24 protein-coding genes, 1 pseudogene and 1 riboswitch are annotated in these 26360 nt (G+C 72.0%); of the genes and pseudogenes, 12 read left to right on the top strand and 13 right to left on the bottom strand.

Annotated elements, in window-relative coordinates; translation table 11 throughout:
* Window positions 1-105 precede the first annotated feature (105 nt).
* The 5 genes from NQU54_RS01785 to NQU54_RS01805 all read left to right on the top strand — a co-directional run bounded on the left by NQU54_RS01785 (window position 106) and on the right by NQU54_RS01805 (window position 5842).
* A complete protein-coding gene (locus NQU54_RS01785; protein ID WP_231981170.1) occupies window positions 106-729 on the top strand; it encodes a helix-turn-helix transcriptional regulator in 624 nt (207 codons plus the stop codon).
* Window positions 730-882: 153 nt separating this feature from the next.
* Window positions 883-1650, top strand: a complete 768-nt coding sequence (locus NQU54_RS01790; RefSeq protein ID WP_257629424.1) for a hypothetical protein — start codon at window positions 883-885, stop codon at window positions 1648-1650.
* Complete coding sequence (gene cseB / locus NQU54_RS01795) at window positions 1647-2420, top strand: two-component system response regulator CseB (RefSeq protein WP_257629425.1); 774 nt, start codon at window positions 1647-1649, stop codon at window positions 2418-2420. Before NQU54_RS01790 ends, cseB begins: the two co-directional genes overlap by 4 nt.
* A 2-nt stretch (window positions 2421-2422) precedes the next feature.
* Complete coding sequence (locus NQU54_RS01800) at window positions 2423-3808, top strand: sensor histidine kinase (RefSeq protein WP_257629426.1); 1386 nt, start codon at window positions 2423-2425, stop codon at window positions 3806-3808.
* A gap of 138 nt (window positions 3809-3946) precedes the next feature.
* Complete coding sequence (locus NQU54_RS01805; RefSeq protein WP_257629427.1) at window positions 3947-5842, top strand: transglycosylase domain-containing protein; 1896 nt, start codon at window positions 3947-3949, stop codon at window positions 5840-5842.
* A 146-nt stretch (window positions 5843-5988) separates the two neighbouring features.
* Here NQU54_RS01805 and NQU54_RS01810 read toward each other — a convergent pair whose 3' ends face one another.
* From NQU54_RS01810 to ctaD, 3 genes are read right to left on the bottom strand one after another with little or no spacing between them, the layout of a single operon-like run.
* A complete protein-coding gene (locus tag NQU54_RS01810; RefSeq protein WP_257629428.1) occupies window positions 5989-6903 on the bottom strand; it encodes an IS982 family transposase in 915 nt (304 codons plus the stop codon).
* Window positions 6904-6961: 58 nt separating this feature from the next.
* Window positions 6962-7309 (bottom strand): hypothetical protein, encoded by a 348-nt coding sequence (locus NQU54_RS01815; protein ID WP_257629575.1) that lies wholly within the window; start codon window positions 7307-7309, stop codon window positions 6962-6964.
* A 2-nt stretch (window positions 7310-7311) separates the two neighbouring features.
* A complete protein-coding gene (gene ctaD / locus NQU54_RS01820; RefSeq protein ID WP_257629429.1) occupies window positions 7312-8973 on the bottom strand; it encodes an aa3-type cytochrome oxidase subunit I in 1662 nt (553 codons plus the stop codon).
* A 105-nt stretch (window positions 8974-9078) separates the two neighbouring features.
* Here ctaD and NQU54_RS01825 point away from each other — a divergent pair, with 105 nt between their 5' ends.
* Both NQU54_RS01825 and NQU54_RS01830 read left to right on the top strand, forming a co-directional pair.
* Window positions 9079-9675, top strand: coding sequence for an RNA polymerase sigma factor (locus tag NQU54_RS01825; protein WP_167505318.1), 597 nt, complete (start codon window positions 9079-9081; stop codon window positions 9673-9675).
* Window positions 9672-10652, top strand: coding sequence for a CU044_5270 family protein (locus NQU54_RS01830; protein WP_257629430.1), 981 nt, complete (start codon window positions 9672-9674; stop codon window positions 10650-10652). Before NQU54_RS01825 ends, NQU54_RS01830 begins: the two co-directional genes overlap by 4 nt.
* A gap of 79 nt (window positions 10653-10731) precedes the next feature.
* Here NQU54_RS01830 and NQU54_RS01835 read toward each other — a convergent pair whose 3' ends face one another.
* Window positions 10732-11520, bottom strand: coding sequence for an Fpg/Nei family DNA glycosylase (locus NQU54_RS01835; protein ID WP_257629431.1), 789 nt, complete (start codon window positions 11518-11520; stop codon window positions 10732-10734).
* A gap of 83 nt (window positions 11521-11603) precedes the next feature.
* Here NQU54_RS01835 and NQU54_RS01840 point away from each other — a divergent pair, with 83 nt between their 5' ends.
* Entirely contained in the window at window positions 11604-12749 is a 1146-nt protein-coding gene (locus NQU54_RS01840) for a PP2C family protein-serine/threonine phosphatase (protein WP_257629432.1), read from the top strand.
* 213 nt (window positions 12750-12962) lie between these two features.
* A riboswitch (SAM riboswitch) is annotated at window positions 12963-13109 on the top strand.
* 358 nt (window positions 13110-13467) lie between these two features.
* Window positions 13468-14313, top strand: coding sequence for a glutathione S-transferase C-terminal domain-containing protein (locus NQU54_RS01845; RefSeq protein WP_257629433.1), 846 nt, complete (start codon window positions 13468-13470; stop codon window positions 14311-14313).
* A gap of 164 nt (window positions 14314-14477) precedes the next feature.
* On the opposite strand, the gene NQU54_RS01850 is transcribed toward NQU54_RS01845, so the two are convergent.
* The 8 genes and pseudogenes from NQU54_RS01850 to NQU54_RS01885 all read right to left on the bottom strand — a co-directional run bounded on the left by NQU54_RS01850 (window position 14478) and on the right by NQU54_RS01885 (window position 21400).
* Complete coding sequence (locus NQU54_RS01850; protein WP_257629434.1) at window positions 14478-15221, bottom strand: Mut7-C RNAse domain-containing protein; 744 nt, start codon at window positions 15219-15221, stop codon at window positions 14478-14480.
* A gap of 142 nt (window positions 15222-15363) precedes the next feature.
* Window positions 15364-16224, bottom strand: coding sequence for a YhjD/YihY/BrkB family envelope integrity protein (locus tag NQU54_RS01855; protein ID WP_257629435.1), 861 nt, complete (start codon window positions 16222-16224; stop codon window positions 15364-15366).
* A 138-nt stretch (window positions 16225-16362) separates the two neighbouring features.
* Entirely contained in the window at window positions 16363-17328 is a 966-nt protein-coding gene (locus NQU54_RS01860) for a MauE/DoxX family redox-associated membrane protein (protein WP_257629436.1), read from the bottom strand.
* A complete protein-coding gene (locus NQU54_RS01865) occupies window positions 17325-18047 on the bottom strand; it encodes a cell wall protein (protein WP_257629437.1) in 723 nt (240 codons plus the stop codon). Before NQU54_RS01865 ends, NQU54_RS01860 begins: the two co-directional genes overlap by 4 nt.
* 13 nt (window positions 18048-18060) lie before the next feature.
* Window positions 18061-18483: a septal ring lytic transglycosylase RlpA family protein gene (locus tag NQU54_RS01870; protein WP_257629438.1), complete on the bottom strand. Its 423-nt coding sequence runs from the start codon at window positions 18481-18483 to the stop codon at window positions 18061-18063.
* 152 nt (window positions 18484-18635) lie between these two features.
* Complete coding sequence (locus tag NQU54_RS01875; RefSeq protein WP_079259987.1) at window positions 18636-19793, bottom strand: acetyl-CoA C-acetyltransferase; 1158 nt, start codon at window positions 19791-19793, stop codon at window positions 18636-18638.
* A 155-nt stretch (window positions 19794-19948) separates the two neighbouring features.
* Window positions 19949-20599 (bottom strand): annotated as a pseudogene (locus tag NQU54_RS01880) (TetR/AcrR family transcriptional regulator); the annotation flags it as partial.
* A 15-nt stretch (window positions 20600-20614) separates the two neighbouring features.
* Window positions 20615-21400, bottom strand: a complete 786-nt coding sequence (locus NQU54_RS01885) for an SDR family oxidoreductase (RefSeq protein ID WP_257629576.1) — start codon at window positions 21398-21400, stop codon at window positions 20615-20617.
* 73 nt (window positions 21401-21473) lie between these two features.
* On the opposite strand from NQU54_RS01885, the gene NQU54_RS01890 reads away from it, so the two are divergent.
* Genes NQU54_RS01890 through NQU54_RS01900 form a run of 3 tightly spaced genes read left to right on the top strand, consistent with a single transcriptional unit; the run spans window position 21474 to window position 24799 of the window.
* Complete coding sequence (locus NQU54_RS01890) at window positions 21474-22661, top strand: acyl-CoA dehydrogenase family protein (protein ID WP_257629439.1); 1188 nt, start codon at window positions 21474-21476, stop codon at window positions 22659-22661.
* A gap of 51 nt (window positions 22662-22712) precedes the next feature.
* Window positions 22713-23747, top strand: a complete 1035-nt coding sequence (locus tag NQU54_RS01895) for an acyl-CoA dehydrogenase family protein (protein WP_257629440.1) — start codon at window positions 22713-22715, stop codon at window positions 23745-23747.
* 47 nt (window positions 23748-23794) lie between these two features.
* On the top strand, window positions 23795-24799 hold the full coding sequence (locus NQU54_RS01900) for a LacI family DNA-binding transcriptional regulator (protein WP_257629441.1): 1005 nt from the start codon (window positions 23795-23797) through the stop codon (window positions 24797-24799).
* A gap of 754 nt (window positions 24800-25553) precedes the next feature.
* On the opposite strand, the gene NQU54_RS01905 is transcribed toward NQU54_RS01900, so the two are convergent.
* Entirely contained in the window at window positions 25554-26297 is a 744-nt protein-coding gene (locus NQU54_RS01905; RefSeq protein ID WP_257629442.1) for a PaaX family transcriptional regulator C-terminal domain-containing protein, read from the bottom strand.
* Window positions 26298-26360 lie beyond the last annotated feature (63 nt).

Genomic DNA, 26360 nt, shown 5'->3' on the forward strand with positions numbered 1-26360 from the left:
GTCATCTGGGGGTTCACCCGAGGCGGACTGACCACTCCGTCACGAATCGACCGAAAGCGGTGACTCCTCTTGGCCCTCCCCCACAGCGCTCAGAGTGCCCCTCGAGTGCCCGGACAGGCAGTGCCCGCCGCCTCACGGCACTCGGCCACCGGAATGGCCACACTCGCCCCCGACCTCCATGTGGTGGCCGGGGACGAGGACTTCTTCCGACACTTCGGCGCGTCATCGGCCGAGCTGTGCGGGCGCAGCCTGTTCGATCTGCTGCACCCCAGCGCCCCCTCCGTCCTACGGGAACACTTCTCGCGACTGCACGACGGGCGGCGCACCCGCTTCACCGAGCGCGTCCTCGGCTACCACTCACGCGGCCGGGTCTTCTCGGGCAAGCTGACCGGCACGGCCATCCAGGGCCGGTCCGACCGGCTCTCGGCCATCGTCGTGATGGTCAAACCGGACGATGAACGGCCGGCGGAGGAACCGCCTCCCACCGGCCAGAAGCTACTGTCTCCGCTGGAGGCCCGAATACTCGAGGGAGTGGCCACCGGTGCGTCCACCGTGCAGATGGCCGCCAAGCTCTATCTCAGCAGACAGGGCGTCGAATACCACGTAGGAGCGATGTTGCGGAAGATGAAGGCACCCAACCGGGCCGCCTTGGTCTCGCGCGCCTACGCGGCGGGCATGCTGACCGTGGGCACCTGGCCGGCCCGGGTACGCCCCGAATTCATCAAGTGATGTTCATCATGTGACGCCGTGTCACTCCCTTCGGGCCCGGGGCGCCAGCGCCCCGGGCCTGTGGATTTCCGCCGCCCGGCGGGCACTTCACATTCCGGCGACTTCACGGGCCCCGCGTGGGACACCTCCGCCGCTCAGTAGGCTGAGACGGCCATGCGTTCACTCCCCTCCCGGTCGCGCCCCGCGCGACGGCGCCCCCGCCACCGGCTGCCACGCGGCCTGCCGCCCGCCGTGCTCGCCGTATGCGCCGCCCTGACCGCCACGGGATGCGCGGCCCAGGCGGGGGTGCGGGACGACGGCGCGGCGCCCTCGCTTTCGGCACCGGCCAGCGCGGTTCCGCTCTGGCCCGGGTACACCCCCTCGGTCACGGCCCCGCCCCGTGAGAAACCCGATCTCGCCCGCTATCTGCCAGTGGACAAGGTCCGGCTGCCCGCGGGCGGACTGGCCGCCCTCTCCGCGAAGGACCTGCTGCTCCACGACCCGAATGTGCCGGCGCTGGTGCAGAAGCAGATCTCCGTCTGTCCGGGCGGTGGCAACTGCGCGCTGCGGGACGCCGTCCACCGCGATCTCACCGGCGACGGCCGGGACGAACTGGTGGTCGCGGTCGATCTGCCGCGATTCGACCGGACGCTGCTCCAGGTCTACACGGCCTCCGGCCACACGGTCCGCCCGGTGCTGATCTACTGGGGCCCGCCGGGGCTCACCGGCGAAACCTTCGGCCGCGATCTGCTGATCAGCGCGATCGGCGAGGACGGCCGGGTCACCACCCGCTTCCACTGGAACGGCACCGTCATGGCCGCCTTGACGCCCGAGGACGGCGCGGGCCCCCGGCCGGACGTCACGTCCGAACCGCGGGCCGTACCGTCGGACGGCGGCGCGGCGGACCCGGCCAACCGTACGGAGACGAGGACGACGCGATGACCACCGGCTTCACCCCACCCGGCGCCGCCCCGGGCCCCGGCTCCCCGACCGAGGCGCATCTGCTGCTCGTCGAGGACGACGAGGTGATCCGCAATACGGTATGGATGTCCCTGGAGCGGTACGGCTTCACCGTGTCCACCGCGGGCGACGGCCTCACCGGGCTGGAGATCTTCCGCGAGAGACAGCCCGATCTGCTCCTGCTGGATGTGATGCTGCCCGAACTGGACGGCATCGGACTGTGCCGCAGGGTCCGCGAGTTCAGCCTGGCGCCGATCCTGATGATGTCCGCGCGCGGTGACTCCCTCGACGTCGTCTCCGGTCTCGAGGCGGGAGCCGACGACTATGTGGTCAAGCCCTGCGAGAGCGCCGTCCTGGTGGCCCGTATCCGCTCGCTGCTGCGCCGCGCCTCCTTCACCCCCATGGCCCGCGCCCCGCACGCCGAGGCGCGCGGCGGGGCTCCGGAGCCGGATGGCGCGGCCGGACCGGACACCCTCGTCTTCGGCGAACTGACCATCGACACCCTCGGGATGGAGGTGCGCCGCGCGGGCGAGCCGCTCGCCCTGACCCCCACCGAACTGCGGATGCTGCTGGAGTTCGCCGGCTCGCCGGGTGTGGTGCTGGAGCGCCGTACGCTGCTCAGCCGGGTCTGGGACCACGCGTGGCAGGGCGACACCCGGGTGGTCGACCTCCATGTGCAGCGGCTGCGCGCGAAGATAGGCGCCGAACGGATCGAGACGGTCCGCGGCTTCGGATACAAGCTGCGGCGCTGACGATGACGCTGCGATGGCGGATCGTCGCCCTGGTGGCGGCGGCGACCTGTGCCGCCGCGGCCGCGGTGGGGGTGCTGGTGCACCATGCCTCACGCGACCGCGAACTGTCCCAGGCGCGCGACGGGGCGCGCACCACCCTCGAGCGCGCCGCGCTCGGCTACGCCCGCACCGGCGGCGTCCAGGGCTCCGGCGCGGTGCTGGACGCACCCGGGCTCCCCGGAGGTCTGCGGCGGCTGGTGGCCAAGGGGCATCAGGGCACCGAGTTCGCCACCGGCCCGGACGGACCCGCGATGTGGGCGGCCCGGCCCGCCGATGGCCAAGTCCTGTCCGTACGCATCGACATGAGCACCGCGATGCGCAACATCAGCGCGCTGGACACCAACATCATCCTGGCCGGGCTGATGACCACCGCCGTGGTGCTGCCGCTCGGCGTGCTGACCGCCGAGCGGATGAGCCGGCGGCTGCGGCTCGCGGCGGCCACCGCGCGGCGGATCGCGGCCGGGGACCTGGACGCCCGGATCTCCCCCGCCGCCCGCCCGCACGACGAGATCGCCGAGATCTCCGGGGCCGTGGACTCGATGGCCGCCGCGCTCCAGGAACGGCTCCTGGACGAGCAGCGGTTCACCGCCGATGTGGCGCATGAGCTGCGCACGCCGCTGATGGGGCTGGTCACCGCCGCCGAACTGCTGCCGCCGGGCGAGGCGGCCGGGTATGTGCGCGACCGGGTACGGGTGCTGAGCACCCTGGTCGAGGAGCTGCTGGAGATCTCCCGGCTGGACGCGGGCGCGGAGGAGGCCGATCTGTCCCCGTGTCCTCTGGGGCCGGTGCTGGACGAGGCCATCGCCGGCACCGGGCTGTCGGCACGGCTGCGGACCGGCACGGCGGAGGGCACCGGACAGCCGGACTCCGCGGAGGACACCGGGCAGCGGGATGCCACGGACCGGACCAGACAGCGGGACTCCGCGGACGACACCGGGCCGTGGCACTCCACGGACGGCCCGAAGGTGTGGACGGACCCCCGCAGGCTCACCCGTATCGTCGCCAATCTGGTGGTCAACGCCCATCGCCACGGCCGCGAACCGGTCGAGGTGACGGTGGCGGCGGACGGCCGGACCGTGACCGTGCGCGACCACGGCACCGGCTATCCGGACGATCTGCTGGAGAAGGGCCCGCAGCGGTTCCGCACCGGGGTCCGGGAGCGCGGCCGGGGCCATGGCCTCGGGCTGACGATCGCGGTCGGCCAGGCTCAAGTCATCGGCGCCACGCTGGAGTTCGGCAACGCACCGGACGGCGGCGCGGTCGCCACGCTGCGTCTGCCCGAAGGGCCCGAGCGGCCGGAGCTCTCCGACCTGCCTGAGCTGCCCGATCCCGGACCGATACACGGCTGATACATCGTCGAGCGGAAGTCGAGACACGGCCGAGCCCAGGCCGACACCGTCCGTTGCGGTTCCGAAGATCTTCGCTGAGGAGGATGGCGGCGACCCCCGCGAAACCTCGCGGCCGGGATCGACGGAGGAGCAATCGGCATGGCAGGTCCCCTGACGGCACTACGCGTACGGTTCACACCGGACTCGGAGCAGACGCCGCGGGACACCAGACCCCCGGGCCGCCGCCGGACGAGAGGGCACGGGAGGCGGAAGCGGACCGGCATCCGGCGGTTCTTCACCTGGCGGAAGCTGGTCGCCTATGTGCTCACCCTGTGCGCCCTGCTGATCGGGGCGTTCACCGTGCTCTACTACTCCATCGACATCCCCAGGGCCAACGCCCAGGCGAAGGCGCAGAGCAACATCTACAAGTACAGCGACGGCACGATCCTCGCCCGGACCGGTGAGATCAACCGCGAGATGGTCACCCTCGGCCGGGTACCCACCGGTGTGCAGCACGCGTTCGTGGCGGCCGAGAACAAGTCCTTCTACAAGGACTCGGGCGTGGACCCGATGGGCATCCTGCGAGGGCTGGTCAACACCGCGACCGGCAAGGGCACCCAGGGCGGTTCGACCATCACCCAGCAGTACGTCAAGAACTACTACCTGAGCCAGGAGCAGACCGCCACCCGCAAGATCAAGGAGTTGGTGATCTCCCTCAAGGTCGATCAGAGCAACTCCAAGGAGGACATCCTCGCGGGGTATCTGAACACCAGCTACTTCGGCCGCGTCGCCTACGGCATCCAGGCCGCCGCCCGCGCGTACTACGACAAGGACGTGGACGACCTCACGGTCGAGGAGGGCGCGTATCTGGCGGCGCTGGTGCAGGCCCCCAGCCAGTACGACTGGGCCGTCGCGAGCCCCACGGCCAAGCGCCTGGTCAAACGGCGCTGGAACTATGTGCTGGACAACATGGTCGACATGCGGTGGCTGGACCCCGACCAGCGGAAGGGCATGCGCTTCCCCGCCCCCGTCGCGCCGGAGCCCGCCCCCGGCCTCGGGGGCCAGGCCGGCTATCTGGTGGACGCGGCCCGCAATGAGCTGATCGCCTCTGGCGTCAGCGAACAGGAACTCGCCGCGGGCGGCTGGACCATCACCCTCAACGTCGATCCGGACAAACAGCGGGCCCTGGAGGAGACGATGCGGCAGGGCCTGGACGGCGCCGCCAAGGGCAAGCAGGGCCGTGCGGACGCCGCCGCCACCCAGGGCGGTGCGGTCTCGGTGGACCCGGAGAACGGCCGGATCCTCGCGCTCTACGGCGGCCGGGACTACACCCGGCACTATCTGTCCAACGCGACCCGGGGCGACTACCAGGTGGGCGCCGTCTTCGAACCGGTCACCACCGCCACGGCCATGGACGCCAAGATGCGGAACGAGCGGGCCGCGGGTCGACTGTCTGAGGTCAAGCGCACCGCCGGGGCCCTGGGCATGGACACCGACGGCGGCGGCTTCGACTCCAAGGAGTCGGTCGGGCTGGGGCTGATGGGCTCGAGCCCGCTCAGGATGGCCGGTGTCTACGCCTCGTTCGACCACCAGGGCAAGCGGGTCACCCCGAGCATCGTGAAGTCCGCGCGGCGCGGCGACGAGACGGCCGGACCGCCGAAGGCGGTGGGCGACCAGGCGATCCACCCCTCGGCGGCCCGGCTGATCACCCAGAGCCTCGTCGACGACGCCGCAGCGACCACCGCCCGCGCCGTCAAACGGCCCACCGCGGGCAAGGGCGGGGTCTCCGACGACAAGAGGGCGGCCTGGTTCATCGGTTACACCCCGGACCTGGTCACCGCGATCGCCCTCTTCGGCGAGGACGCCGAGAAGCGGAAGCAGATCCCCTTGAAGAACGCCGGTGTTCAGCGGATCGCCGGTCTCTGGAGCGAGTACACCGAGAAGGCGCTGCGGGGTGTGCCCGCGACCTGGTTCGACATGGGCCCCGGGCCGGGAACGCTGCCGGTCCCGGACCAGATGGTGCCTAAGCGCTCCGCTGGATCGGAAGTGCCCTGACCTGCCGTCGATCGTCCGCGGCACCGTCGTGGCCGGCCGCGCCCGCGCGGCGGAGCCGCATATCGACACAGCCCCGCGCCCCTTCGGGGCGCCACCGAACCGCAGCCGACTTCCGCCGATCCGCCTAGATGATCGATTCCAAGGGGTCAGTGATCGTACGGGGTGAGCGAACGGAGGGTGCCTCGTGTGGTGTGGTCGTTGTGCCAGATCACGGCGGTCAGGGCGAGTATTCGCTGCATGACACGGGCGATGACACCTCCAGGCGTGCGCGCTCGGTGCTGTTCGAGGTCGAGTTGCCCCTTGAAGGTCTCGTTGACCGACTCGATGACCTGCCGCAACGGCTTGAACAGGGATCCACCGGGCCGTTGCCGTTCGCCCTTGCGGGTCGGCCGTAGCAGCTGGATGCCCTGCTGGGCGAGTTCCTGTTCGAAGGCGCGGCCGAAGTAGTGCTTGTCGCCGATCAGTGTCTGGCCGGGCCGGGCGGCGAGGAGGTGCGGTTCGGCCGCGAGCAGGTCCAGCAGTGTTTCGCGTTCGTCGGCTTTGGCTCCGGTCAGTGCGAAGGCGACGGGCAGGCCCTGGAGGGTGCACACCAGGTGCAGGCGCAGACCCCAGAAGAAGCGGCTGTGGCTGGCGCAGTAGCCGTATTGGGCCCATCCGGCCAGCTCGGAGCGTTTGACGGTCTCCCGCGAGCGGCCGCATTCCACGGGTGTGGAGTCCACGATCCACACGTCATCGCTCCACGCCGAGGTGCTGGTGGCCAGTATCCGGGTGATCCGGCGGAGCAGATCGGCTGCTTTGCGCAGCCGCTTGTTGTAGCCGGGTTGCTGCGGCAGGTACGGGAAGAGATGGCGCAGGTGGGCCCGGGCATACCGGAGCCACCTGGCCTCGGAGGTGAAACCGAGCATGGCCTGCATCATCGCAAGGGTGACCAGCTCGGCGTCGGTCAGCTGCGGCGCGATCCCCACGGCCGGCCGCCACGGCACCAAGTCCAGACGCTCCTTCAGCAGATCGTCGGTCGTCGCATAGAGTGCTGTCGCGAGGGTGTCCAGGTTGTTCGTCACAAAACGATCTTGGACACCCTCGCTCTTGTCTCCGCAGGCACCCCTTGGAATCGATCATCTAGCGAACGGTGAGCGCGGCGGCGAAGCCGCCGACGAGGCCCGCTGCCCCGAGGAGGCAGATCAGAAGCAGCCGGCGGCGCAGCGTCCGGTACACCTCCTGGTACTCCGCCCGCAGCTCCTCGCAGCGCCGCACCACCGTGCGCAACGTCCGCTCGGTGACGGCCAGTTGGTCCTGGAGGTAGAGCCGCTCGACCTCCGCCCGCTGGGCGGAGGTCAGCCAGTCGAGCCGACCGGTGAGGCGGCGGGCCCGCTCCCGGGCCGCGTCCCGCTCGGTCTGGAGCAGCAGATAGCCCTCGATCTGGTTGATTCCGGCGGCGATACCGGGGGGCTCGGCGGCTCTGGCCATGCTCACGCCACACTCTCCTTCTGGCCGACATCGGGATGGTGCAGATCGAACGCGGGGGATTCGGAACGGATCTTCGGCAGGCTGACGAAGTTATGGCGCGGCGGCGGGCAGGTGGTCGCCCATTCCAGGGAACGGCCATATCCCCAGGGGTCGTCGGTGACGACCTTCTCGCCGTACTTGGCAGTCTTCCAGACGTTGTAGAGAAACGGCAGGAACGACAGGCCGAGGACGAAGGAGCTGATGGTGGAGATGGTGTTCAGCGTGGTGAAGCCGTCGGCGGCGAGATAGTCGGGAATTCTGCGGAGCATTCCCTCGGCGCCGAGCCAGTGCTGTACCAGGAACGTGCCGTGGAAGCCGAGGAAGAGGGTCCAGAAGGTGATCTTTCCGAGCCGCTCGTCCAGCATCTTGCCGGTGAACTTGGGCCACCAGAAGTGGAATCCGGCGAACATCGCGAAGACCACGGTGCCGAAGATGACGTAGTGGAAGTGAGCCACCACGAAGTAGGTGTCCGAGACATGGAAGTCCATCGGCGGCGAGGCCAGGATCACGCCGGTCAGACCGCCGAAGACAAAGGTGATGAGAAAGCCGATCGCCCAGAGCATCGGGGTCTCGAAGCTCAGTGACCCCTTCCACATCGTGCCGATCCAGTTGAAGAACTTGATACCGGTCGGCACCGCGATCAGGAACGTCATGAACGAGAAGAACGGCAGCAGCACTCCGCCGGTGACATACATGTGGTGCGCCCAGACGGTGACCGAAAGGCCCGCGATGGAAATCGTCGCCGCGATGAGCGAGACATAACCGAACATCGGCTTCCGGGAGAAGACCGGAATGACTTCGGAGATGATGCCGAAGAACGGCAGGGCGATGATATAGACCTCCGGATGGCCGAAGAACCAGAAGAGATGCTGCCAGAGCAGCGCACCGCCATTGGCCGCGTCGAAGACATGCGCCCCGAATTGACGATCCGCCTCCAGGGCGAACAGCGCCGCCGCGAGCACCGGGAAGGCCAGCAGCACCAGCACTCCGGTCAGCAGCACATTCCAGGTGAAGATCGGCATGCGGAACATCGTCATGCCGGGAGCGCGCATGCAGATGATCGTGGTGATGAAGTTGACCGAGCCGAGGATCGTGCCGAAGCCGGAGAGGGCCAGACCCATGATCCACATATCCGCGCCCGCACCCGGCGAACGCACCGCGTCCGACAGCGGGGAGTAGGCGAACCAGCCGAAGTCGGCAGCGCCCTGCGGGGTCAGGAACCCGCCCACCGCGATCAGCGAGCCGAAGAGGTACAGCCAGTACGCGAACATGTTCAGCCGCGGGAACGCCACATCGGGCGCACCGATCTGAAGCGGCATGATCCAGTTGGCGAACCCCGCGAACAGCGGGGTGGCGAACATCAGCAGCATGATCGTGCCATGCATGGTGAACGCCTGGTTGAACTGCTCGTTCGACATGATCTGCGAACCCGGACGGGCCAGTTCGGCACGCATCAGCAGCGCCATCACCCCGCCGATGCAGAAGAAGGCGAACGAGGTGATCAGGTAGAGCGTGCCGATCGTCTTGTGATCGGTGGTGGTCAGCCATCCGACGGCCGTGGCCCCCGGTCCGGGGCGGCGCGACGGCAAGGCGGCCGGCGCCGCGACAACGGTGTTGTTCCTCATGACCGCTAGGTGTCCGGCACCCCCTCGGATCGTCACTCCGAGGGCCAGTCGATGTTTTCCGCTCCGGGGTGTGATGATCCAAGACGTGCCGGACACCTTCGGATCATGAGCACCGACGACGCCTTCGACGCCGCCTACCGCGAGCATTACTGGGCGGTCAGCCGTTTTGTGGCACGGCGGCTGGACGACCAGGCATGGGAGGTCGAGGAAGTGGTCGCCGAGGTCTTCGCGGTGGCCTGGCGGCGCCGGGCCGAAGTGCCCGAGTCACCGCTGCCGTGGCTGTACGGGGTGGCCCGGCACTGTCTGGCCAACACCGTGCGCGGCAAGGGCCGTTACCGCAGGCTGCTGGCCAAGCTGGGCCACCATGAGGCGACTGTGGGCGGGCGCACCGTGGCGAGCCCGGACGCCGAGCGGCCGGGCTCCTGGGTGTTGGAGGCGCTGTCCCGGCTCACCGAGGCCGACCAGGAGGTGCTGCGGCTGACGGCGTGGGAGGAGCTGACCGTCGAGGAGCTCAGCACCGTGTTGGGGTGCGGCCGGTCGGCGGCGGCGATGCGGCTGCACCGGGCGCGGCGGCGGCTGCGGGAGCAGATAGAGGCCCTGCGCCGGGACGACCGGGTCTCAGTGGGGTGCACGAGCGGCAAGGGCGACAAGGCCCATAGCGCTGACAGGGCCGACAGGGCCCACAAGGATGGACACGCATGACCGACGAACTGGATCTGCTCCGCGAGGCCAACCCCGTGTCCGCCGACACCGGCCCCTGGCGGGACCGGCCGCTGAACGCGCACGCCGAGCTGCTGCTGCGGCAGCTGCCGTCCCGGGACCGGGGGCGCCGTACGGTGCGACGCGTGATCTGGAGCCTGGAGGCCGCGGCGGCCGCGACGGTCCTCGCCCTCGCGCTGACCGTCTCGGGCACCCCTTCCTCCGCGGTGGCGGCGTCCAGACCACTGCCGCTGGTGGCGCATGCCTCCCGGGCGGACGTATCGCTCGCCGAGATCGACCGGCGGGCGCGGACGGCGGCCGAGGAGTCCCCGGGGAAGAGCGAGCGGGGCAGCCATCTCCAGAGCTGGGCGCTGAGCATGAAGTCGGGCGAGGATCCGGTGACGCTGCCCCGGGAGTCGCTGACCCGGTGGAACGCGGACGGCAGCGGTTTCACGCTGGAGGTGGCCACCGATCCGAGTCATCCGAGGCGCGCGGTGATCGAGGACGGTCCCCCGCCGCGCACCGTCCACGAGGGCAAGGTGCTGAGCGAGGAGCGCTATCCACCCGGGATCAACAGCGCGAACCAGGACTACTTCGAGGACCCGCCGGCCGGGGCCGCGGCGCTGCGCGACTATCTCGCCGTCTGGTCCCCGGGCGCGGACCGCGACCCGGCGGAGCTGATCTCGGCCATCGAGTCGTTCATCACGGTGTGGACTCCGGGCCCGCGCCAGCGGGCGGACATCACCACCCTGCTGTCCCGGATCGAGGGGCTGCGCCCTGCGGGCAAGGTCACCGACCGGCTGGGCCGGGAGGGGCAGGCGTTCCGGTTCACCCCGCGCGCTTCCGGGCTCCGGTACCTGATCGTCCTCGATCCGGCCGACGGCACGGTGCTGGACGTCGAGGAGACGATCACCCGGGACGATCCGGAGTACCGGCTCAAAGCGGGCGACGTGATCTCCTACAAGGCGTGGATCTACTGATCGGGCGCGCGAGTGCGGGGGGGCTCATCGGGGACGCGGGTGCGGGTGCCGCGGCGGGACGGATCGCCCCGGCGTGGCCTCAGGCTTCCTCTCCCTGGCAGTGGGGGCACCACAGGGTGGTCCGGCCCGCGATCCGGCCGTGGCGCAGCGGATGACCGCAGCGGGGGCAGTGCGGGTCCGGGTCGTCGCGCTGCCCGGTGACCCAGTCCGGGTCGTCCGGCACCCGGCCCGCCCGCACCGAGGCGCGCAGCACATCGCGCATCGCGGTGTGGAGCCGATCGTGTTCGGCGTCGGTCAGCGAGTTCACCGGCCGCTGTGGATGGATCCGGGCCCGCCACAGGATCTCGTCGGCGAGCAGATTGCCGAGCCCGGCGATCACTGCCTGATCGGTCAGGGTGGCCTTGACGCGTCCGCGTCGCCCGGCCAGCAGCCGGTCGAGCTCGGCCCGGCTCAGCGAGAGCGCGTCCGGGCCCTGATCGCCGATGATCCGGTCGATGTCGGCGTCGGTGGCGGCGAGCCAGATGCCCTGGAGTTTGCGCTGGTCCTCGAAGCCGAGGCGGTGGCCGTCGTCGAGGTCGAAGGCGACGCGCTCGAACCGGCCGGCCGGTTCGGAGTCCGGCCCGCACACCAACCGCCCGGTCATGCCGAAATGCAGCAGGACCGTGGGCCCGTCGGTGGGGGCGATCAGCCACTTGCCGTGGCGGCGCGGTGCGGCGAAGCGGCGGCCCTTGAGGTCGCGCTTCAGCCGCTGGGCGGTCACCCCGTGCAACACCCCCGCGTCGGCCACCGTCGCCCGCTCGACGCGGCGGCCCTGCGCACAGGAGGCGAGCGTCCGCCGGAACCCCTCGACATCCGGTAGCTCGGGCATAGCGTCAGGCTACGCCCGGGGCTGATGTCTCGCGTTATGGATAATCATCCCTTCGGGGGCTTTCGTCGGCTAAAGTCCGAATTATGCGATTCATGCGCCCGGCCCCGGGGGCGAGCGGTCGCAGCCGGACGTTGTTCGCGATCACACGGTGTCTGCCGTTCGTGGTCCTGGCGGCGGTGCTCAGCATTGAGCTCTCCCCCGCGCACACCCTCTACACCGGCTCTCTGCTCTCCCCGGCGCCGGCGCTGGCGGCGGTGACCATGGGGCCGTTCGGCAGCGCCGGTGTGGCGCTGCTGGCCGCGGCGATCTGCGGGATCACCACCGCCCACAACGACGCGTGGGGCAGCGAGGTGGTGTACGCGAATCTGCTGGCCCTGGTGGTGGTGGCGGTCGCGAGCGTGGCGACCAGCGCGGTGCGGGTGCGCCGGGACCGTGAGCTGGCCCATATCCGCCGGATCGCCGAGGTGTCCCAGAACGTGGTGCTGAGGCCGCTGCCCGCCCGGATGGGCGTGGTGAACACCGCCAGTGTCTATATGGCGGCCGAGCGCGGAGCGCAGATCGGCGGGGACCTGTACGAGGCGATGTCCACCCGCTACGGAGTGCGGCTGATCGTCGGCGATGTGCGGGGAAAGGGGCTGGCCGCGGTGCGGTCCGCCGCGGCCGTGGTGGGCGCCTTCCGGGAGGCGGTGCACTACGAGCAGGATCTCGCCGAGGTGATGCACCGCTGCGCGGCCGCGCTGGGGCGCGAGTACGAGCTGCTGGACCGTTCCCAGTTCCAGGACCCGCAGGAGCTGGAGGAGCAGTTCGTCACCGTGCTGCTCGCCCAGGTCTCGGAGGAGTCACTGGTCCATCTGATCAACCGGGGCCATCCGCCGCCCCTGGTGATGCGCGGGCGCAAGGTGCGCTCCCTGGACCCGGTGCGCCCGCTGCCGCCGCTCGGCCTCGAGGATTTCCTCGCCCCTCCCCCGATCCGCGTCGAGACCTTTCCGTTCCTGCCCGGTGACCGGCTGTTGCTGCACACCGACGGAGTGGTCGAGGCCCGCAACCACTACAACGAGTTCTTCCCGCTGCACCGGACCATGGAGACGCTGGACGGCGCCACTCCGTCCGAGTACCTGGACGGGCTCCGCCACGCCCTGGTCCGGCATGCGGAGGGGCGGCTGTCGGACGACGCGGCGATGGTCCTCATCGAGCGGGTCATCGGCGGCGCGGGGCGGCCGGTTCTCTGAGCCGGTTCTTTGTGTGGGTTCTTTGTGTGGGTTCTTTGAGCCGCTTCTCCGAAGTGGGTTCTCCCAGCCGGTTCTCCGAAGTGGATTCTCCCAGCCGGTTCTCCGAGTGGGTTCCGCCACGCCGGCGCCGTACATCCGCCGTACCGTCGGCCCGCGTTGGCCGCCTTGGCATGGGTTGACGCCCTCGCGGAGCGCGACGACACTGTGAGGGACGGTCACGATTGTCAGCGCCCACCGTGCGGTATCCCCGCTCAGGTGGGTCATCGGCCCCGGCTCGCTGACAGGCAACCCTTCTTCCGCGACGGGGTGCCCCCGGGTGACGACCAGGTCCCGTCGGCGTGGACGGGACAAGCGCGGTCTCGCTGCCTCGCGAGCCCCCGATGATGGGATCGGTGGAGATGCCCAGGACCGACAGCCACAGGGACGGCGCCCGTCGGCGTCCCCGGCCGTTGTCCCCGCTCCGCCGTCTCCTGGCTCCGGCGGGTCACCTCCTGACCAGGCGGCTGCACATCGATCTGCTGCGCATTTGCAGCGCCTCCAGTCCAGCCGTCTGAATCGACGCGGTCACCGAGCACTGAGCGCGGCCTCGCGCGCCGGGGCCGGGCCGGGTGTGTCCCGGCACCGTCCCGGCGGGCGCCCCGCGCGGGCTTCCCTTCCGTTGCGCCATCGGCGCCGCCTGACCGGCGGGGCCGGGGCTCCGTCATTGCCTTGGAGAGCCATGTCCGAGACGTTTTCCGTCAGTTCAGGTCCCGCCGCTCTGCTCGACCCCGACCCCTGTTCGCCGCGCCCCCGGATCGCCCCGCCCGCACCGCCGCACCGCTTCCGCAGCCGTATCGGCGTCGACCTCGCCGGTGGCTTCTATCCGGTGCCGCATCGCTATCGGCTTTACCTCTCCGCGAGCTGTCCGCTCTCGCTGCGCGTGTCCATCACCCTCGATCTGCTCGGGCTGCGGAACACCGTCGCCACCACTCTCCTCGGGCTCCCGGACGACACCCCCGAAGCGTTCGCCGCGCTGCGCGGGGCCTACGAGGCCACCTGGCACCGATACGGCGGACCGCTGGACGCGCCCGCGCTGTGCGACGGCTGGACCGGACGTGTCGTCAGCAATCACACGCCCGACATCCTGCGCGATCTCGCCGGCCATCTGAGCGACCCGGGCGGCGCCGGATCTCCCCGGCTGCGCCCGGCGGCCCTCGCCGCGGACATCGACGCCCTCCGCGAACTCCTCGACGAGGACATCACCCATGCCGCACGGCAGGCCGGGACGGCGCACGAGCCGGAGTGCCGGGACGCGGCGCTCGAGCGACTGCTGACCGCCCTGGACCGGCTCGACCGACAGCTGGCGACCGCGCCGTACGCACTGGGTGACGAGCTGACCGCCGCCGATGTGGACCTGTGGGTGGCCCTCGTCCAGCTCGACACCGAGTACCGGCCCCTCCTGGACGCCGACGCGGCCGACCGGGTCTCCCGGCACGGGCGGCTGCACGCCTATGTACGGCGGCTGCACGCCCATCCGGCCTTCCACACCACGATCCCGGAGGCTCTCCAGGACGAGGTGTCCTGAGTTTCCGCCCTGGGGTTTCCGCGCCGGCGGTGACCGCCACCGTCGAGGACCCTGGAGGTCACCGCCACCGTCGAAGGCGGCCGTAAGCAGCCACCGCCACCAGTCGCCGTAGCAGCCACCGCCGCCAGTCACCGCCGAGGCACCGCCCTGACCTGCGGCTCCGCTCAGGTCAGGGCGGCCCTGGCGTCGCCGAACTCGCCCATCGCCCCGGCCACGATGGCTTCCAGACGGGCATGGTGGGCGCCGCGCCAGTAGACACGCTCGCAGGCCGTACAGCGGGCGAAGACTTCGTAGGTGCGCCGGGTGCCGTGCTGGAGCCGCTCCCGGACCGCCTCCTTGTCGGCGTCCTCCAGCGGGCCGTTGCAGGCGGTGCAGCGGGTCCAGGGCGCCAGGCTCGGGGTGAACCGGCCGAGGACGTCCCGCAGTTGCTCATCGGGGCGGTCGCTGTAGACATACGCCCCGGCCCACAGCTCACGGCGGCGCAGCAGCCCGCGGTCGCGGGAGAGCAGCACCCGGCGCTGGGTGGCGGAGCGCGCGGCCAGCTCGGGATCGCCGATGTCCTCGCTCTCGTACGCGGCGTCCACACCCAGCAGCCGCAGCCGGCGCGCGAGCGTGCCCAGATGCACATCGAGCAGGAAGCGCAGCGGCGCGCCCGGCACCCGCTGCGGGCGGACGACCGGGTGGACCTCCACGGTCTCCCCCGCGCTCGGCACATGCGAGACGGCGGTCTCCTCGCCGTCCACCAGCAGCCTGCCGACCTCGGTGAGCGGGACCCCGAGCGACTCGACGACATGGCCGAGAGTCGAAGCGCCGTCGGTGACGACGGCCGTCCAGGGGCGGCGGCGCTCAGGGACGGTGAAGAACCGCAGTTCAGGGGCGAGGCTGAGGTGGATCTCGGGTCCGTTCACACCGCCAGCATGCCAGGCGCGCCCGGCTCGGGGCGATGGCGTTTCCGGTCCGGCCCCCGGCTTGACGATCATGAAAGCGGACCGTCGGCGGGAACCACCGGGGGCGGCGGGCCAAGCGGCCCGTACGCTCGTCGTCCGGGCGTCAGCCGGCCGGTGGGTCCGCCTTGGCGCGGTCGCGGTGTCTCTTGCGGCGCCATGCCACCATCCGCAGATAGTCCTCGTGCAGCACTCGCCCGACGAGCGCACCGCCGAAGACCACGAAGCCGACGCCGACCAGCCAGGACTGGACGACCAGGACGGTGCCGACCGGACCGTAGGAGACCGTGCTGGAGGCGATCAGCGGGGAGAACACCAGCTGGGAGAAGACCCGCAGCCCCAGCAGCCCGACGCCGGTGGCCAGCGCGCCGGGCAGCAGGGCGCCCCAGCTGATCCGCCCGCCGAGCAGCAGATGCTGCGACCACCAGAAGAACAGCACCGTGCCCACCACCGCCACCAGGACCCGGGAGAGACCGGGCACCAGATGGGCGGAGAGCAGCAGGTAGCAGATCAGCACCACGAGCCACACCAGATGGCGCCAGACGGTGTGCCAGCGGCCGGCCGGAAGCTCCCACACCTTCTCGTAGCCGACCTGGAGCACCGTGCCGAAGCGCAGCCCGAAGATGGCGAGCGTCGCCAGACCGAAGGCGGTGGTGGACTCCAGCGCCTGCTTGGGCGGGGCGAACAGCCGCTGCACCTCGTCCCGCGAGGTCGGGGAGAGTCCGAGGCCCTCGCCCAGCCACTGGGCGAATCCCAGCCGGTTCACCGGGTCGGCCGCGGCCACCACGATCAGCAGGGGCACCAGGGTGAGAAAGCCCAGGGCGGCGAAGCCCATCGCGCGGTGCAGCAGCTCGAATTCACTGCCCCGCCGCCAGCCGCGTCCGAGTGCCGACCGGTGGAACGCGCCCTCCAGCCGCCGCCACCATCTGGGCCCCCGGGAGCCGGACGCGGACCGATTCTCGGACATACCCACTCCCCTACCCGCGCCACCGGCTCGACCTGGGCAGTGCCGTCCAGGCTACTCGGGGTGGTGACGTTCCGCCGGGAGCTCGCCCGGGGCACCCATGCGGTGTCCCGGCGGCCGTGCGAGCCCGCTGGGCGGGCCTCACGCCGTGGCCATGACCGGGGCTCCGCTGTCCGCGTCGATGACGCTGACCCGGACGGCGGGCTCACGCACCGTGTCCAGGCTGGCCGCGGCGTCCATCGCGAAGAGCACCAGAACGGGCCTCGCGGCCGTGCCGCCCCCGTACACCCCGGCGAACTGGAGGATGCGCCAGCCGCCGTCGTCCCAGTGGTCCATCAGAGCGGAGCGCACCACGCGGGAGACGCTCTGCCAGGCGCGGGAGCGCTCCAGCAGTTCGACGGTCGCGGCGACCGGGACCGCCGTCCGCGCTCCGGCCGCGGTGAGCGGCACCGGTGGCGGGGCTCCGGCCGCATCGGGCGGCACGGCCACCTGCGTGGTCGCAGGCGTGGTCGCAGGCGCCACCGCCGTGGCCGTCGCCGTCGCGGCGAGCGGATGTCCGGCGATCCGCAGCCGCAGCCGGCGCAGCGGCATTCGCCAGCGGCGCTCCGGATTGGCGGAGAGGGCGGTCAGGACCACCGCCGCGGCCAGGACCAGGCACGCCGCCGCGGCCGGATGGCGGGCCGCCGCGGTCCACCAGGGCTGCCGCGCCAGGGCCGCCGCGGCACCGCCCGCGAGAACCGCGGCGGCGCGGGCGAAGGCGCGCCAGGTGAGGGGCGCCTCCTGCCGCGCCGTACAGCCGCAGGAGGAGCCGGGCGCGGCGGCGCGGGCGTAGCCGAGATAGCCGAGGAAGCCCGCGCCGAGGAGGGCGGCCGCCGCTCCCGGGAGCGGGGTGGTGGGCGGCGCCAGCAGTGCGGCGGCGAGGAGGAGTTCGACCGCGCCGAGGACGCGGAGGACGAGCGCGGCCCGGCCGCCGTCGCGCAGCAGCCGCGCGAGCGCGGTACGGGGCGCCTGCCGGGCGGTGCCCCGGCCGAACAGCTTGCCGGCCCCCGCCGGTCCGAGCACCCCGGCGAGCACCAGCGGGGCGAGGTCGCGGGCCAGGGCGCTCACCGCCGCCTCCCCGCACCGGGCGCGACCGCGACCCGTACGAGGTCCACCGAGCCGTCGGACGGCCGCCACGCGCCCAGGACCTGGGCGCTCTGTCCGATGGTGAGCCGGGACAGATCGGCGGTCGGCGAGGCGTCGCCGTACGCGGCGCTGGTCCTCTCCGCCATGAGGTTGCCGATGATCTCGTGCTGCCCGTGGGCGAGATGCAGCCGGGTCCTCTCGATGCCGCGGATGGTGGCGTGGAGGTTGACGATGTTGACCCACACCGCGTCGGTGGCGAGGGTGCCGTCGGGCAGCGGGAGGCCGCGGGCGTAGAGTCCGTCGCCGGTCTCGATGTCGGCCGCGGTGGTGGCCCGGCCCTTCCAGACGCTGGTGGCGCCCGTGATCCGCACCCGGGAGTGGTCGCCGTAGGAGCCCGCGACCTCCAGGACGTCGCCGTTGATCGCGGCGATCCGCCCCTCGGCGAAGGCGCTCTCGGCGACCGCGGGGTCCAGGGGGCGTATGGGCGCGGCGAAGGCGGCGTCGGCGTCCACGGCGCCCAGGGCTGTCGCCCCGATGACTCCGGTGGTTCCGGTGGCTCCGGCGACTCGGGTGCCGAGGACTCCCGTGCTCAGGGCGCTCGCGCTCAGCGCTCCCGTGCCGATGACGGTGGCGCCGCGGAGGGCGGCGGCGGTGAGGAAGCGACGGCGGGCGAGGGTGTCGCCGGTTCGGTACGCGCTCATGGCCTGGCCCGCCTCATTCGAAGATGGAGACCGGCAGGGTGCCGGTGCTCAGGCTGCCGATGGCGGAGAAGGCGGCGGGGGTGAGGTCGATGACCCGGTTGGTACGGCAGACCCCGTCGCAGCAGGTGGACTCGGAGCAGAAGCTACGGGTGCGCGGGCCGCAGTCGGTGACGGTGACGCAGACGCTCGCGCCCGAGCAGTCGTGGCGCACCTTCATCTCCGAGCCGCAGCCGCGCCGGGGTATGTCCTCGCCGCACAGGTCCGGCCGGGTGATGTCCCAGCACGCCTTGGAGGCGTTGGGCCAGGCGGCGTGCAGGGCGCTGGAGCGGCAGGTGCCGCACGCGCCGCCGCCCGTCGTGGCGCACGGACCCCAGGAGTTGCCACAACAGAACCAGGTGGCCTCGCCGTTCCAGAGCTTGGTCGATCCGCACGCCATGGCGCTGTCCTCCCGGCTTGGGTCAGGCCCTCGGAGCAGCACCATCATCTGCGGGGCCTGGCCCGGTCGCCACGGGAAGGGGTCCGGTCGGAGTCCTCACAACCGCTCGACGATGCGTAGGACTCCGTCCGGCGAGCCGGTGGTCAAGGCCCTCACAACCGCTCGACGACCGTCACATTCGCCTGGCCGCCACCCTCACACATGGTCTGGAGCCCGTAGCGGCCGCCGGTGCGCTCCAGTTCGTGCAGGAGTGTCGTCATCAGCTTGGCGCCGGTGGCACCGAGCGGGTGGCCCAGGGCGATGGCGCCGCCGTTGACATTGACCCGCTCGGGGTCGGCGCCGGTCTCCTTCAGCCAGGCCAGCACGACGGGGGCGAACGCCTCGTTGATCTCGACCAGGTCGATGTCGCCGATGGTCAGCCCGGTCTTCTTCAGCGCGTGCGCGGTCGCCGGGATGGGCGCGGACAGCATCCGGATCGGGTCCTCGCCACGTACCGACAGATGGTGCACCCGGGCGCGCGGGGTCAAACCGTGCTCCCTCACCGCCTGTTCGGAGGCGAGCAGCAGGGCCGCGGCGCCGTCGGAGACCTGCGAGGAGAGCGCGGCGGTGAGCCGTCCGCCCTCGATGATCGGCTTGAGGGCGGCCATCTTCTCCAGGCTGGTGTCCCGGCGCGGCCCCTCGTCCACCAGGACGTCCCGGAACGGGACCACCTCGCGGTCGAAGCGGCCCTCGTCAATGGCGCGCAGCGCCCGCCGGTGCGAGCCCAGGGCGAACTCCTCCATGGCCTCGCGGGTGATGCCCCACTTCTCAGCTATCAGCTCGGCTCCGTAGAACTGGCTGACCGGCCGGTCGCCGTAGCGCGCCCGCCACCCCTCGGAGCCCGCGAAGGGGCCTTCGGTCAGCCCCAGGGGCTCGGACGCCTGACGGCTGGCGAAGCCGATGGGCACCATCGACATGTTCTGCACCCCGCCCGCGACCACCAGGTCCTGGGTGCCGGAGAGCACCGCCTGCGCGGCGAAGTGCAGGGCCTGCTGCGAGGAGCCGCACTGCCGGTCGACGGTCACGCCCGGGACCTCCTCCGGGAGCCCGGCGGCCAGCCAGCAGGTGCGCGCGATGTCCCCGGCCTGCGGGCCCACGGTGTCCAGACAGCCGAAGACGACGTCCTCGACGGCGGCCGGATCGGCGCCCGAGCGCTCCATCAGCGTACGCAGGATGTGTGCGCCGAGGTCGGCGGGGTGGACGGAGGCGAACCCGCCCTTCCGCCGGCCCACCGGCGTCCTTACCGCTTCGACGATGTATGCCTCGGGCATGGCAGCTCCTTGAGGTCCCTCAGGTCATGACGGTCTTACGGTCGTTCTCGCTCTGCCGGCCGTTCTCGCTCTGCCGGCCGTTCTCGCTCTGCTTGTGCTTCTCGCTCTGCTCGTGGTTTTCGCTCTGCTCGTGGTTTTCGCTCTGCTCGTGGTTCTCGCGGAGTGATGCCGTCCAGGACCATCGACAGGTACTGGCGGGCGATCTCCTCCGGGCTGTGCTGTCCGCCCGGCCGGTACCACGAGGCGGCGACCCATACGGTGTCGCGCAGAAAGCGGTACGCCAGCCGGATGTCGAGGTCGGCGCGGAAGACCCCCTCGGCCACGCCGCGCTCCAGCGTGCCCAGCCACGCCCGCTCGAACCTCCGCTGCGACTCGGTGAGATAGCCGAAGCGCGGTTGCGCGGACAGGTGTTTGGACTCCTTCTGGTAGATCGCGACGGCGGCGCGGTGCCGGTCGATCTCCCGGAAGGACTCGGTGACCAGTGCCTCGACGGTCTCCCGGGGGCCGAGTCCGGCGCCGAGCACCGCCTCGTACCCGGCCCAGAGCTCGTCCAGGAAGGTGGAGAGGATCTCGTCGACCATCGACTCCTTGGAGTCGAAGTGGTAGTAGAGGCTACCCGCGAGCATCCCCGCCTCGTCCGCGATCCGGCGGACGGTGGTCGCGTTGTAGCCCTGCGCGGCGAAGACCTCCGCCGCGGTCGAGAGCAGTTCGCGCCGCCGCTCGGGGGACGGGCTCACGGTCGTCTTCTTCTCGCTGTTCTTCGCACTGTTTCCGGTGGAAGCGCGGCTCCTGGTGGAATTCGGCACGTTCTCATTCTCGCCTCATGCGTGCTGGCTGCTCACGGACACCGTCTCGCCCGTCATGTACGAGGAGTAGCCGCTGGCCAGGAAGACGATGACGTTGGCCACCTCCCAGGGCTCGGCGTACCGGCCGAACGCCTCGCGCTCGGTGAGCTCGGCCAGCAGTTCGGGGGTGGTGACCTTCGCCAGATGCGGATGCATGGCCAGGCTGGGCGAGACCGCGTTGACCCGCACCCGGTACCCGGCGGCCTCGACCGCGGCGCAGCGGGTGAGCGCCATGACGCCCGCCTTGGCCGCCGCGTAGTGGGCCTGGCCGGCCTGGGCGCGCCAGCCGACGACCGAGGCGTTGTTGACCACGACCCCGCCGTGGCCGCCGGCCTTCATCCGGCGCAGCGCGGCGCGGGTACAGCGGAAGGTGCCGTTCAGGGTGACGTCGATGACCTTGTCCCACTGCTCGTCGGTCATCTCGATCAGCAGGGCGGTGCCGCCGAGCCCGGCGTTGTTGACCACCGCGTCCAGCCGTCCGTGGCGCTCCTCGGCGAGGTCGTACAGCGCGGCGATCTGCGCCTCGTCGGTCACATCGCTGACGCATCCGGCGACCCGCTCCTCGCCGAACTCCCCCGCGAGCGCGGCCACCGTCTCCTTGAGACGGCGCCCATGGGCGTCGCCGAGGACGACACGCGCGCCCTCCTCCAGGAACCGGCGGGCCGTGGCGCCGCCGATTCCGGCGCCCGCGGCGGCGGTGATGACGGCCGTGCGACCGGTGAGGAGGCCGTGGCCGGGGACGTACGGCGCCTTGTTGTCCATCACAACGCCACGGTAACCTACCAAACACTTGTTAGGGAAGCGTCCGATGGCGGGACGGAGGGGGAGGCGTCCGGTGGACCTCGATCTCAGCGAGGGGCAGTTGGCCTTCCGGGCCGAGGCCCGGCGGTGGCTGGCCGCGCACACGCCCGCCACTGCCCTGCCCTCCCTGGAGACCGCCGAGGGGTTCGCGGCGCACCGCGCCTGGGAGCGCATGCTCGCGGCGGACCGCTGGTCGGTGGTGACCTGGCCCGAGGAGTACGGCGGCCGGGGCGCCTCGCTGGTCGAGTGGCTGCTGTTCGAGGAGGAGTACTACGCGGCGGGCGCGCCCGGCCGGGTCAGCCAGAACGGGATCAGCCTGCTCGCCCCCACCCTCTTCGAGCACGGCAGCGCCGAGCAGCGCGCCCGGATCCTGCCGCCGATGGCGTGTGGCGAGACGATCTGGGCCCAGGCGTGGTCCGAGCCGGAGACGGGTTCCGACCTCGCCTCGCTGCGCTCCACCGCCCGCCGCGCCGACGGCGGCTGGCTGCTCAGCGGGCAGAAGACCTGGTCGTCCCGGGCGGCCTTCGCCGACCGGGCCTTCGGGCTGTTCCGCAGCGATCCGGCGGCGGACGCACCGCACCGGAGGCTCACGTATCTGATGTTCGCCCTGGACGCGCCCGGTGTGACCGTGCGCCCCATCGGCCGCCTCGACGGCAAGCCCGCCTTCGCCGAGCTCTTCCTCGACGAGGTGTTCGTCCCCGACGAGGACGTCATCGGCGAGCCGGGGCAGGGCTGGCGCATCGCGATGAGCACGGCGGGCAATGAGCGCGGGCTGACCCTGCGCAGCCCAGGGCGGTTCACCGCGGCGGCGCGGCGGCTGGTGGCGCTGTGGCGGGAGCGGGCGGACGCGCCGGGGAGCGGGGCGGACGAGGCGGCCGCGGTGCGCGACCGGGTCGCCGACGCGGTGATCCGCGCCCGCGCGTATGAGCTCTTCGCCTACGCGGGCGCCTCCCGGCTGGCCGCCGGGGGCTCGCTCGGGGCCGAGTCCAGCCTGAACAAGGTCTTCTGGTCGGAGCTGGACATCGCCCTCCACGAGACGGCCCTGGACCTGCTCGGCCCCTACGGCGAACTCGCCGACACCGCGGACGACCCCGCCGCGCCCGGCCCCTGGTCCGACGGCTACACCTTCGCCCTCGCGGGGCCGATCTACGCGGGCACCAATGAGATCCAGCGCGACATCATCGCCGAGCGGCTGCTGGGGCTTCCGAAGGGGCGCCGGTGAGCTGTGGTGTCGCCGGTGACCGGACCAGTGGTTGACGAGGGGAACGCCTGGATGGAATTCATGCTGGATCAGGCGCAGACGGACTTCGGCCGCACCCTGGACCGGATGCTCGGCGGGGCCGACACGCCGCGCGCCGTCCGGGCGTGGGCGCGCGGCGAGCATGCGCCGGGGCGTGCCGTGTGGGGGCGGCTCGCCGAAGCCGGGGTGACCGGGCTGGCCGTACCGGAGGCGTACGAGGGTGTCGGGCCGCTGCCGGTGGAGCTGGGCGTGGCGTATGTCGCGGCGGGGCGGCACGCCGTGCCGGGGCCCCTGGCCGAGACGGCCGCCGCCGCGGTGCTGTTGGCCGCGCTCGCCGAGGGCGGTACGGCGCGGGCCGGTCAGGCGGCCGGACACTGGTTGCCCCGGATCGCCGACGGGCGGGCGCTGGTGACGCTCGCGGCGGCCGACGGCGGGCCGTACGCGCTGGACGCGGACGCCGCCGACGCCGTCTTCGCCGTCGAGGGCGAGGAGCTGTGGCTGGCCCCGGGGCACGGGCCGGTCCAGCCCTCGTTCGACCCGGCCCGCCGACTGGCCCGGCCACTGCCGGGCGGTGAGCCGCTCGCCCGGGGCCTGGCCGTGGCCACGGCCGCCGCGCGCGCCGCGGACTGGGCCGCCTTCGCCACGGCCGCGCTGTCCCTGGGGACCGGGCTCGCGCTGGTGGAGCGCACCGCGGCGTACGTCAAGCAGCGCACTCAGTTCGGCCGCCCGATCGGCTCGTTCCAGGCGGTGAAGCACCGACTGGCGGACGCGCTCATCGGGCTGGAGTTCGCCCGGCCGCTGCTGTACGGGGCCGCGGTCGCGCTGGCATCGACGCCCGCGAACGAGGCCCGCGCGGAGGTCGCCGCGGCGAAGGTGGCCGCCGGGGAGGCCGCGTACACGGCGGCGCGCACCGCCCTCCAACTGCACGGCGCGCTCGGCTACACCGAGGAGTACGACCTCTCGCTGTGGATCCGCAAGGCCCGCGCCCTGCGTACCGCCTGGGGCTCCCCGTCGGTCTGCCGCTCCCGCGTCCTCACTGCCGCGTCCTCGCGCCCTGACCGGTCTTGATCCATGCTGTATCGACCATCAGTGAGCGAACAGCGAGGTATGCGCGGATGCACCGGCCACGACCCACCCTGGAGAGCGTGGCGCGCCGCGCCGGCGTCTCGCGCGCCACCGTCTCCCGTGTCGTCAACGGTTCCACGAAGGTCGGCGAGGACAGCCGTGAGGCGGTCCTGAGTGCCATCCAGGAGCTGGGCTACATCCCCAATCAGGCCGCCCGCAGCCTCGTCACCCAGCGCACCGACTCGTTCGCGCTGGTGCTCCCCGAGGAGCCGGGCCGGGTCTTCTCCGACGACCGGTTCTTCCCGGGCGTGGTGCGCGGGGTGAGCCAGGAGCTGGAGGCCGCGGACAAGCAGTTGGTGCTGATGATGGCCCGCTCCCCCGCCAGCCGTGACCGCATCGAGCGCTTCGCCCTGGCCCGCCATGTCGACGGCGTCATGGTGGCGTCGATGCACGGCGCCGATCCGCTGCCGGCCGCGCTGGTCCGGATGGGCATCCCGGTGGTCTGCAACGAGCGGGTGCCGGGCCCGGCGTCGCCGCCGTACGTGGGGGTGGACAACGCGGCGGGCGCGGCGCTGGCCGTCGAGCATCTGATCCGCTCCGGGCGCACCCGTATCGCCACGGTCGCGGGTCCCCAGGACATGGTGGCCGGGATCGACCGGCTCTCGGGCTACCGGGTGGCGCTGACCGGTGCGCGGCTGGAGGCGTACGTGGCGGCCGGGGACTTCACCCAGGAGTCCGGGGCGGTCGCGATGCGGGAGCTGCTGGACCGGGAGCCGGGGCTGGACGGGGTGTTCGTGGCCTCCGACCTGATGGCGATCGGGGTGCTGCGGGCGCTGCGCCGGGCCGGGCGAAGGGTGCCGGAGGACGTGGCGGTGGTCGGCTTCGACGACATCGAGCCCGCGGGCTACACCGAGCCCCCGCTGACCACCGTGCGCCAGCCGATAGCCGAAATCGGCTGCCGCCTGGCCCGCCAGTTGCTCCGCCTGACGGCGGGCGAGCCGATAGAACCGGCGCTGGTTCTCCCCACCGAGTTGGTGATCCGCGAGTCGGCGTAGTCGGGCGCGCGACACGGTGCCCTTGGGGTGGCCCTGTCGTGGGCGGGCCTGTCGTGGGCGGGCCTGTCGTGGGCGGCTCGGCTCGGTTGGGTGCGGGTTTCGTCTCGCGCCTTCGGCGCATTTGAGCAGCGGGGCAGGGAGTGGGGGGCGCGGGCCTCGCCGCCGAGCGCCGGGCCAGGGGATGTAGGCGCCGGGGGCGGCACCGGAGGCCGGAAGCTGAGGCCGGTCCCGGGCTGGCGGGTAGTGGGGGCCTAGCTGGCGGGGCCTGGCGGCTGTCGTGTGCCTAGGTCGGGGCGGGGCTGCCAGGGGGCTGGAAAACGGTGCGGCCGTGGCACCGGAAGGGGCTGCTTGGTGCTGGGCTGGCGGCTCCTCCGGGTACCCCTCGAAAAAACGCTTGACCTGAAGCAACTAATTTGTCAAACGTTTTCAGAGGGGGTACCCCAACCCCTCGCGGCTGTCCGGCGTCGGCCCCAGCCCTCGGCCAGGGGCGCCGCCACCGGCGCCCACACCCACCGGGCCGGCGCCCGGCGGCGGTGCCACGCCCCCACCCCCTGCCCCGCTGCTCAAATGCGCCGAAGGCGCGAGACGAAACCCGCACCCAACCGAGCCGAGCAACCCAAGCAGACCAGCCCAAGCAGACCAGCCCAAGCCGACCAACCCAGGCCGACCAACCCGAACCGAGCAACCCAGCAGCCCAAGCCGACCAGCCCGAGCCGGGCAACCCGTACCGCCGGCCCGCCGCGGAGGCGCCCGCTCAGCCACCCCCCGCATACCGCGGCAGCCAAGCCCGGAAGTCCCGTTCGAACGCGTCGTAGCGGCGTCGCAGGGCCGCGCCCGGCCAGTTCTTCGGCAGCAGGCGGGCGGGGAGGACGGGGTCGGCGAGGAGGTGGCGGAGGGCCGCGGCCGCGACGGTGAAGCGCTCGGCCGGTTCCTCCGCGGCGTCCAGCGCCGCGCCGAGCAGCCTGGCCTGGCGGGCCCAGCCGTCCAGGTCCCACAGGCGCGCGGCGAGCTCGGCCGGATCGCCTTCCGGCGCGCCGGTGAACCAGCCGCACTGCTCGGCGGCGACGTCCGGGCGCGGGTGGACGAGGTTGGCGGGGCGCATCCACGTGCCCTCGCGCAGTTCGGCCAGGCGCAGGGCGGCCATGGCCTGGCGGAGGGCGGCCCGCTCGGCCGCCTCGCGGCGGTCGGAGGTGACGATCGCGATCTCCCAGTCGCCGCCCCAGCGCCGGGTGCGGGGAGCGCGGCTGTCGTCCTGCCGCGCCTGGCGGGCCAGCAGCCGGTCGGTGAGCCGGTAGGTGCCGCCGCTCTGCTCCAGGTCACCGGCCGCGACCATACGGGTGAGCGCGACCCGGATGGTCCCCTCGGCGGTGCCGAAGAGCGCGCCGACGCGCACCAGCGCGCGGGCGGGCAGCTGGGGCGGGTGATGGCCCAGCAGGGTGCTGAGCACGATCGAGCGCGCGGTCAGCGGCCGCAGGGTGAGCGTTCCGGTGTCGTCCATGGTTACCCGAAACCCTATCCATTACAGTTCCCCATCGCGCATTATGGAAGTGTAAGACCACCC

Source organism: Streptomyces malaysiensis subsp. samsunensis, assembly GCF_024519315.1.
Lineage (GTDB): Bacteria > Actinomycetota > Actinomycetes > Streptomycetales > Streptomycetaceae > Streptomyces > Streptomyces malaysiensis.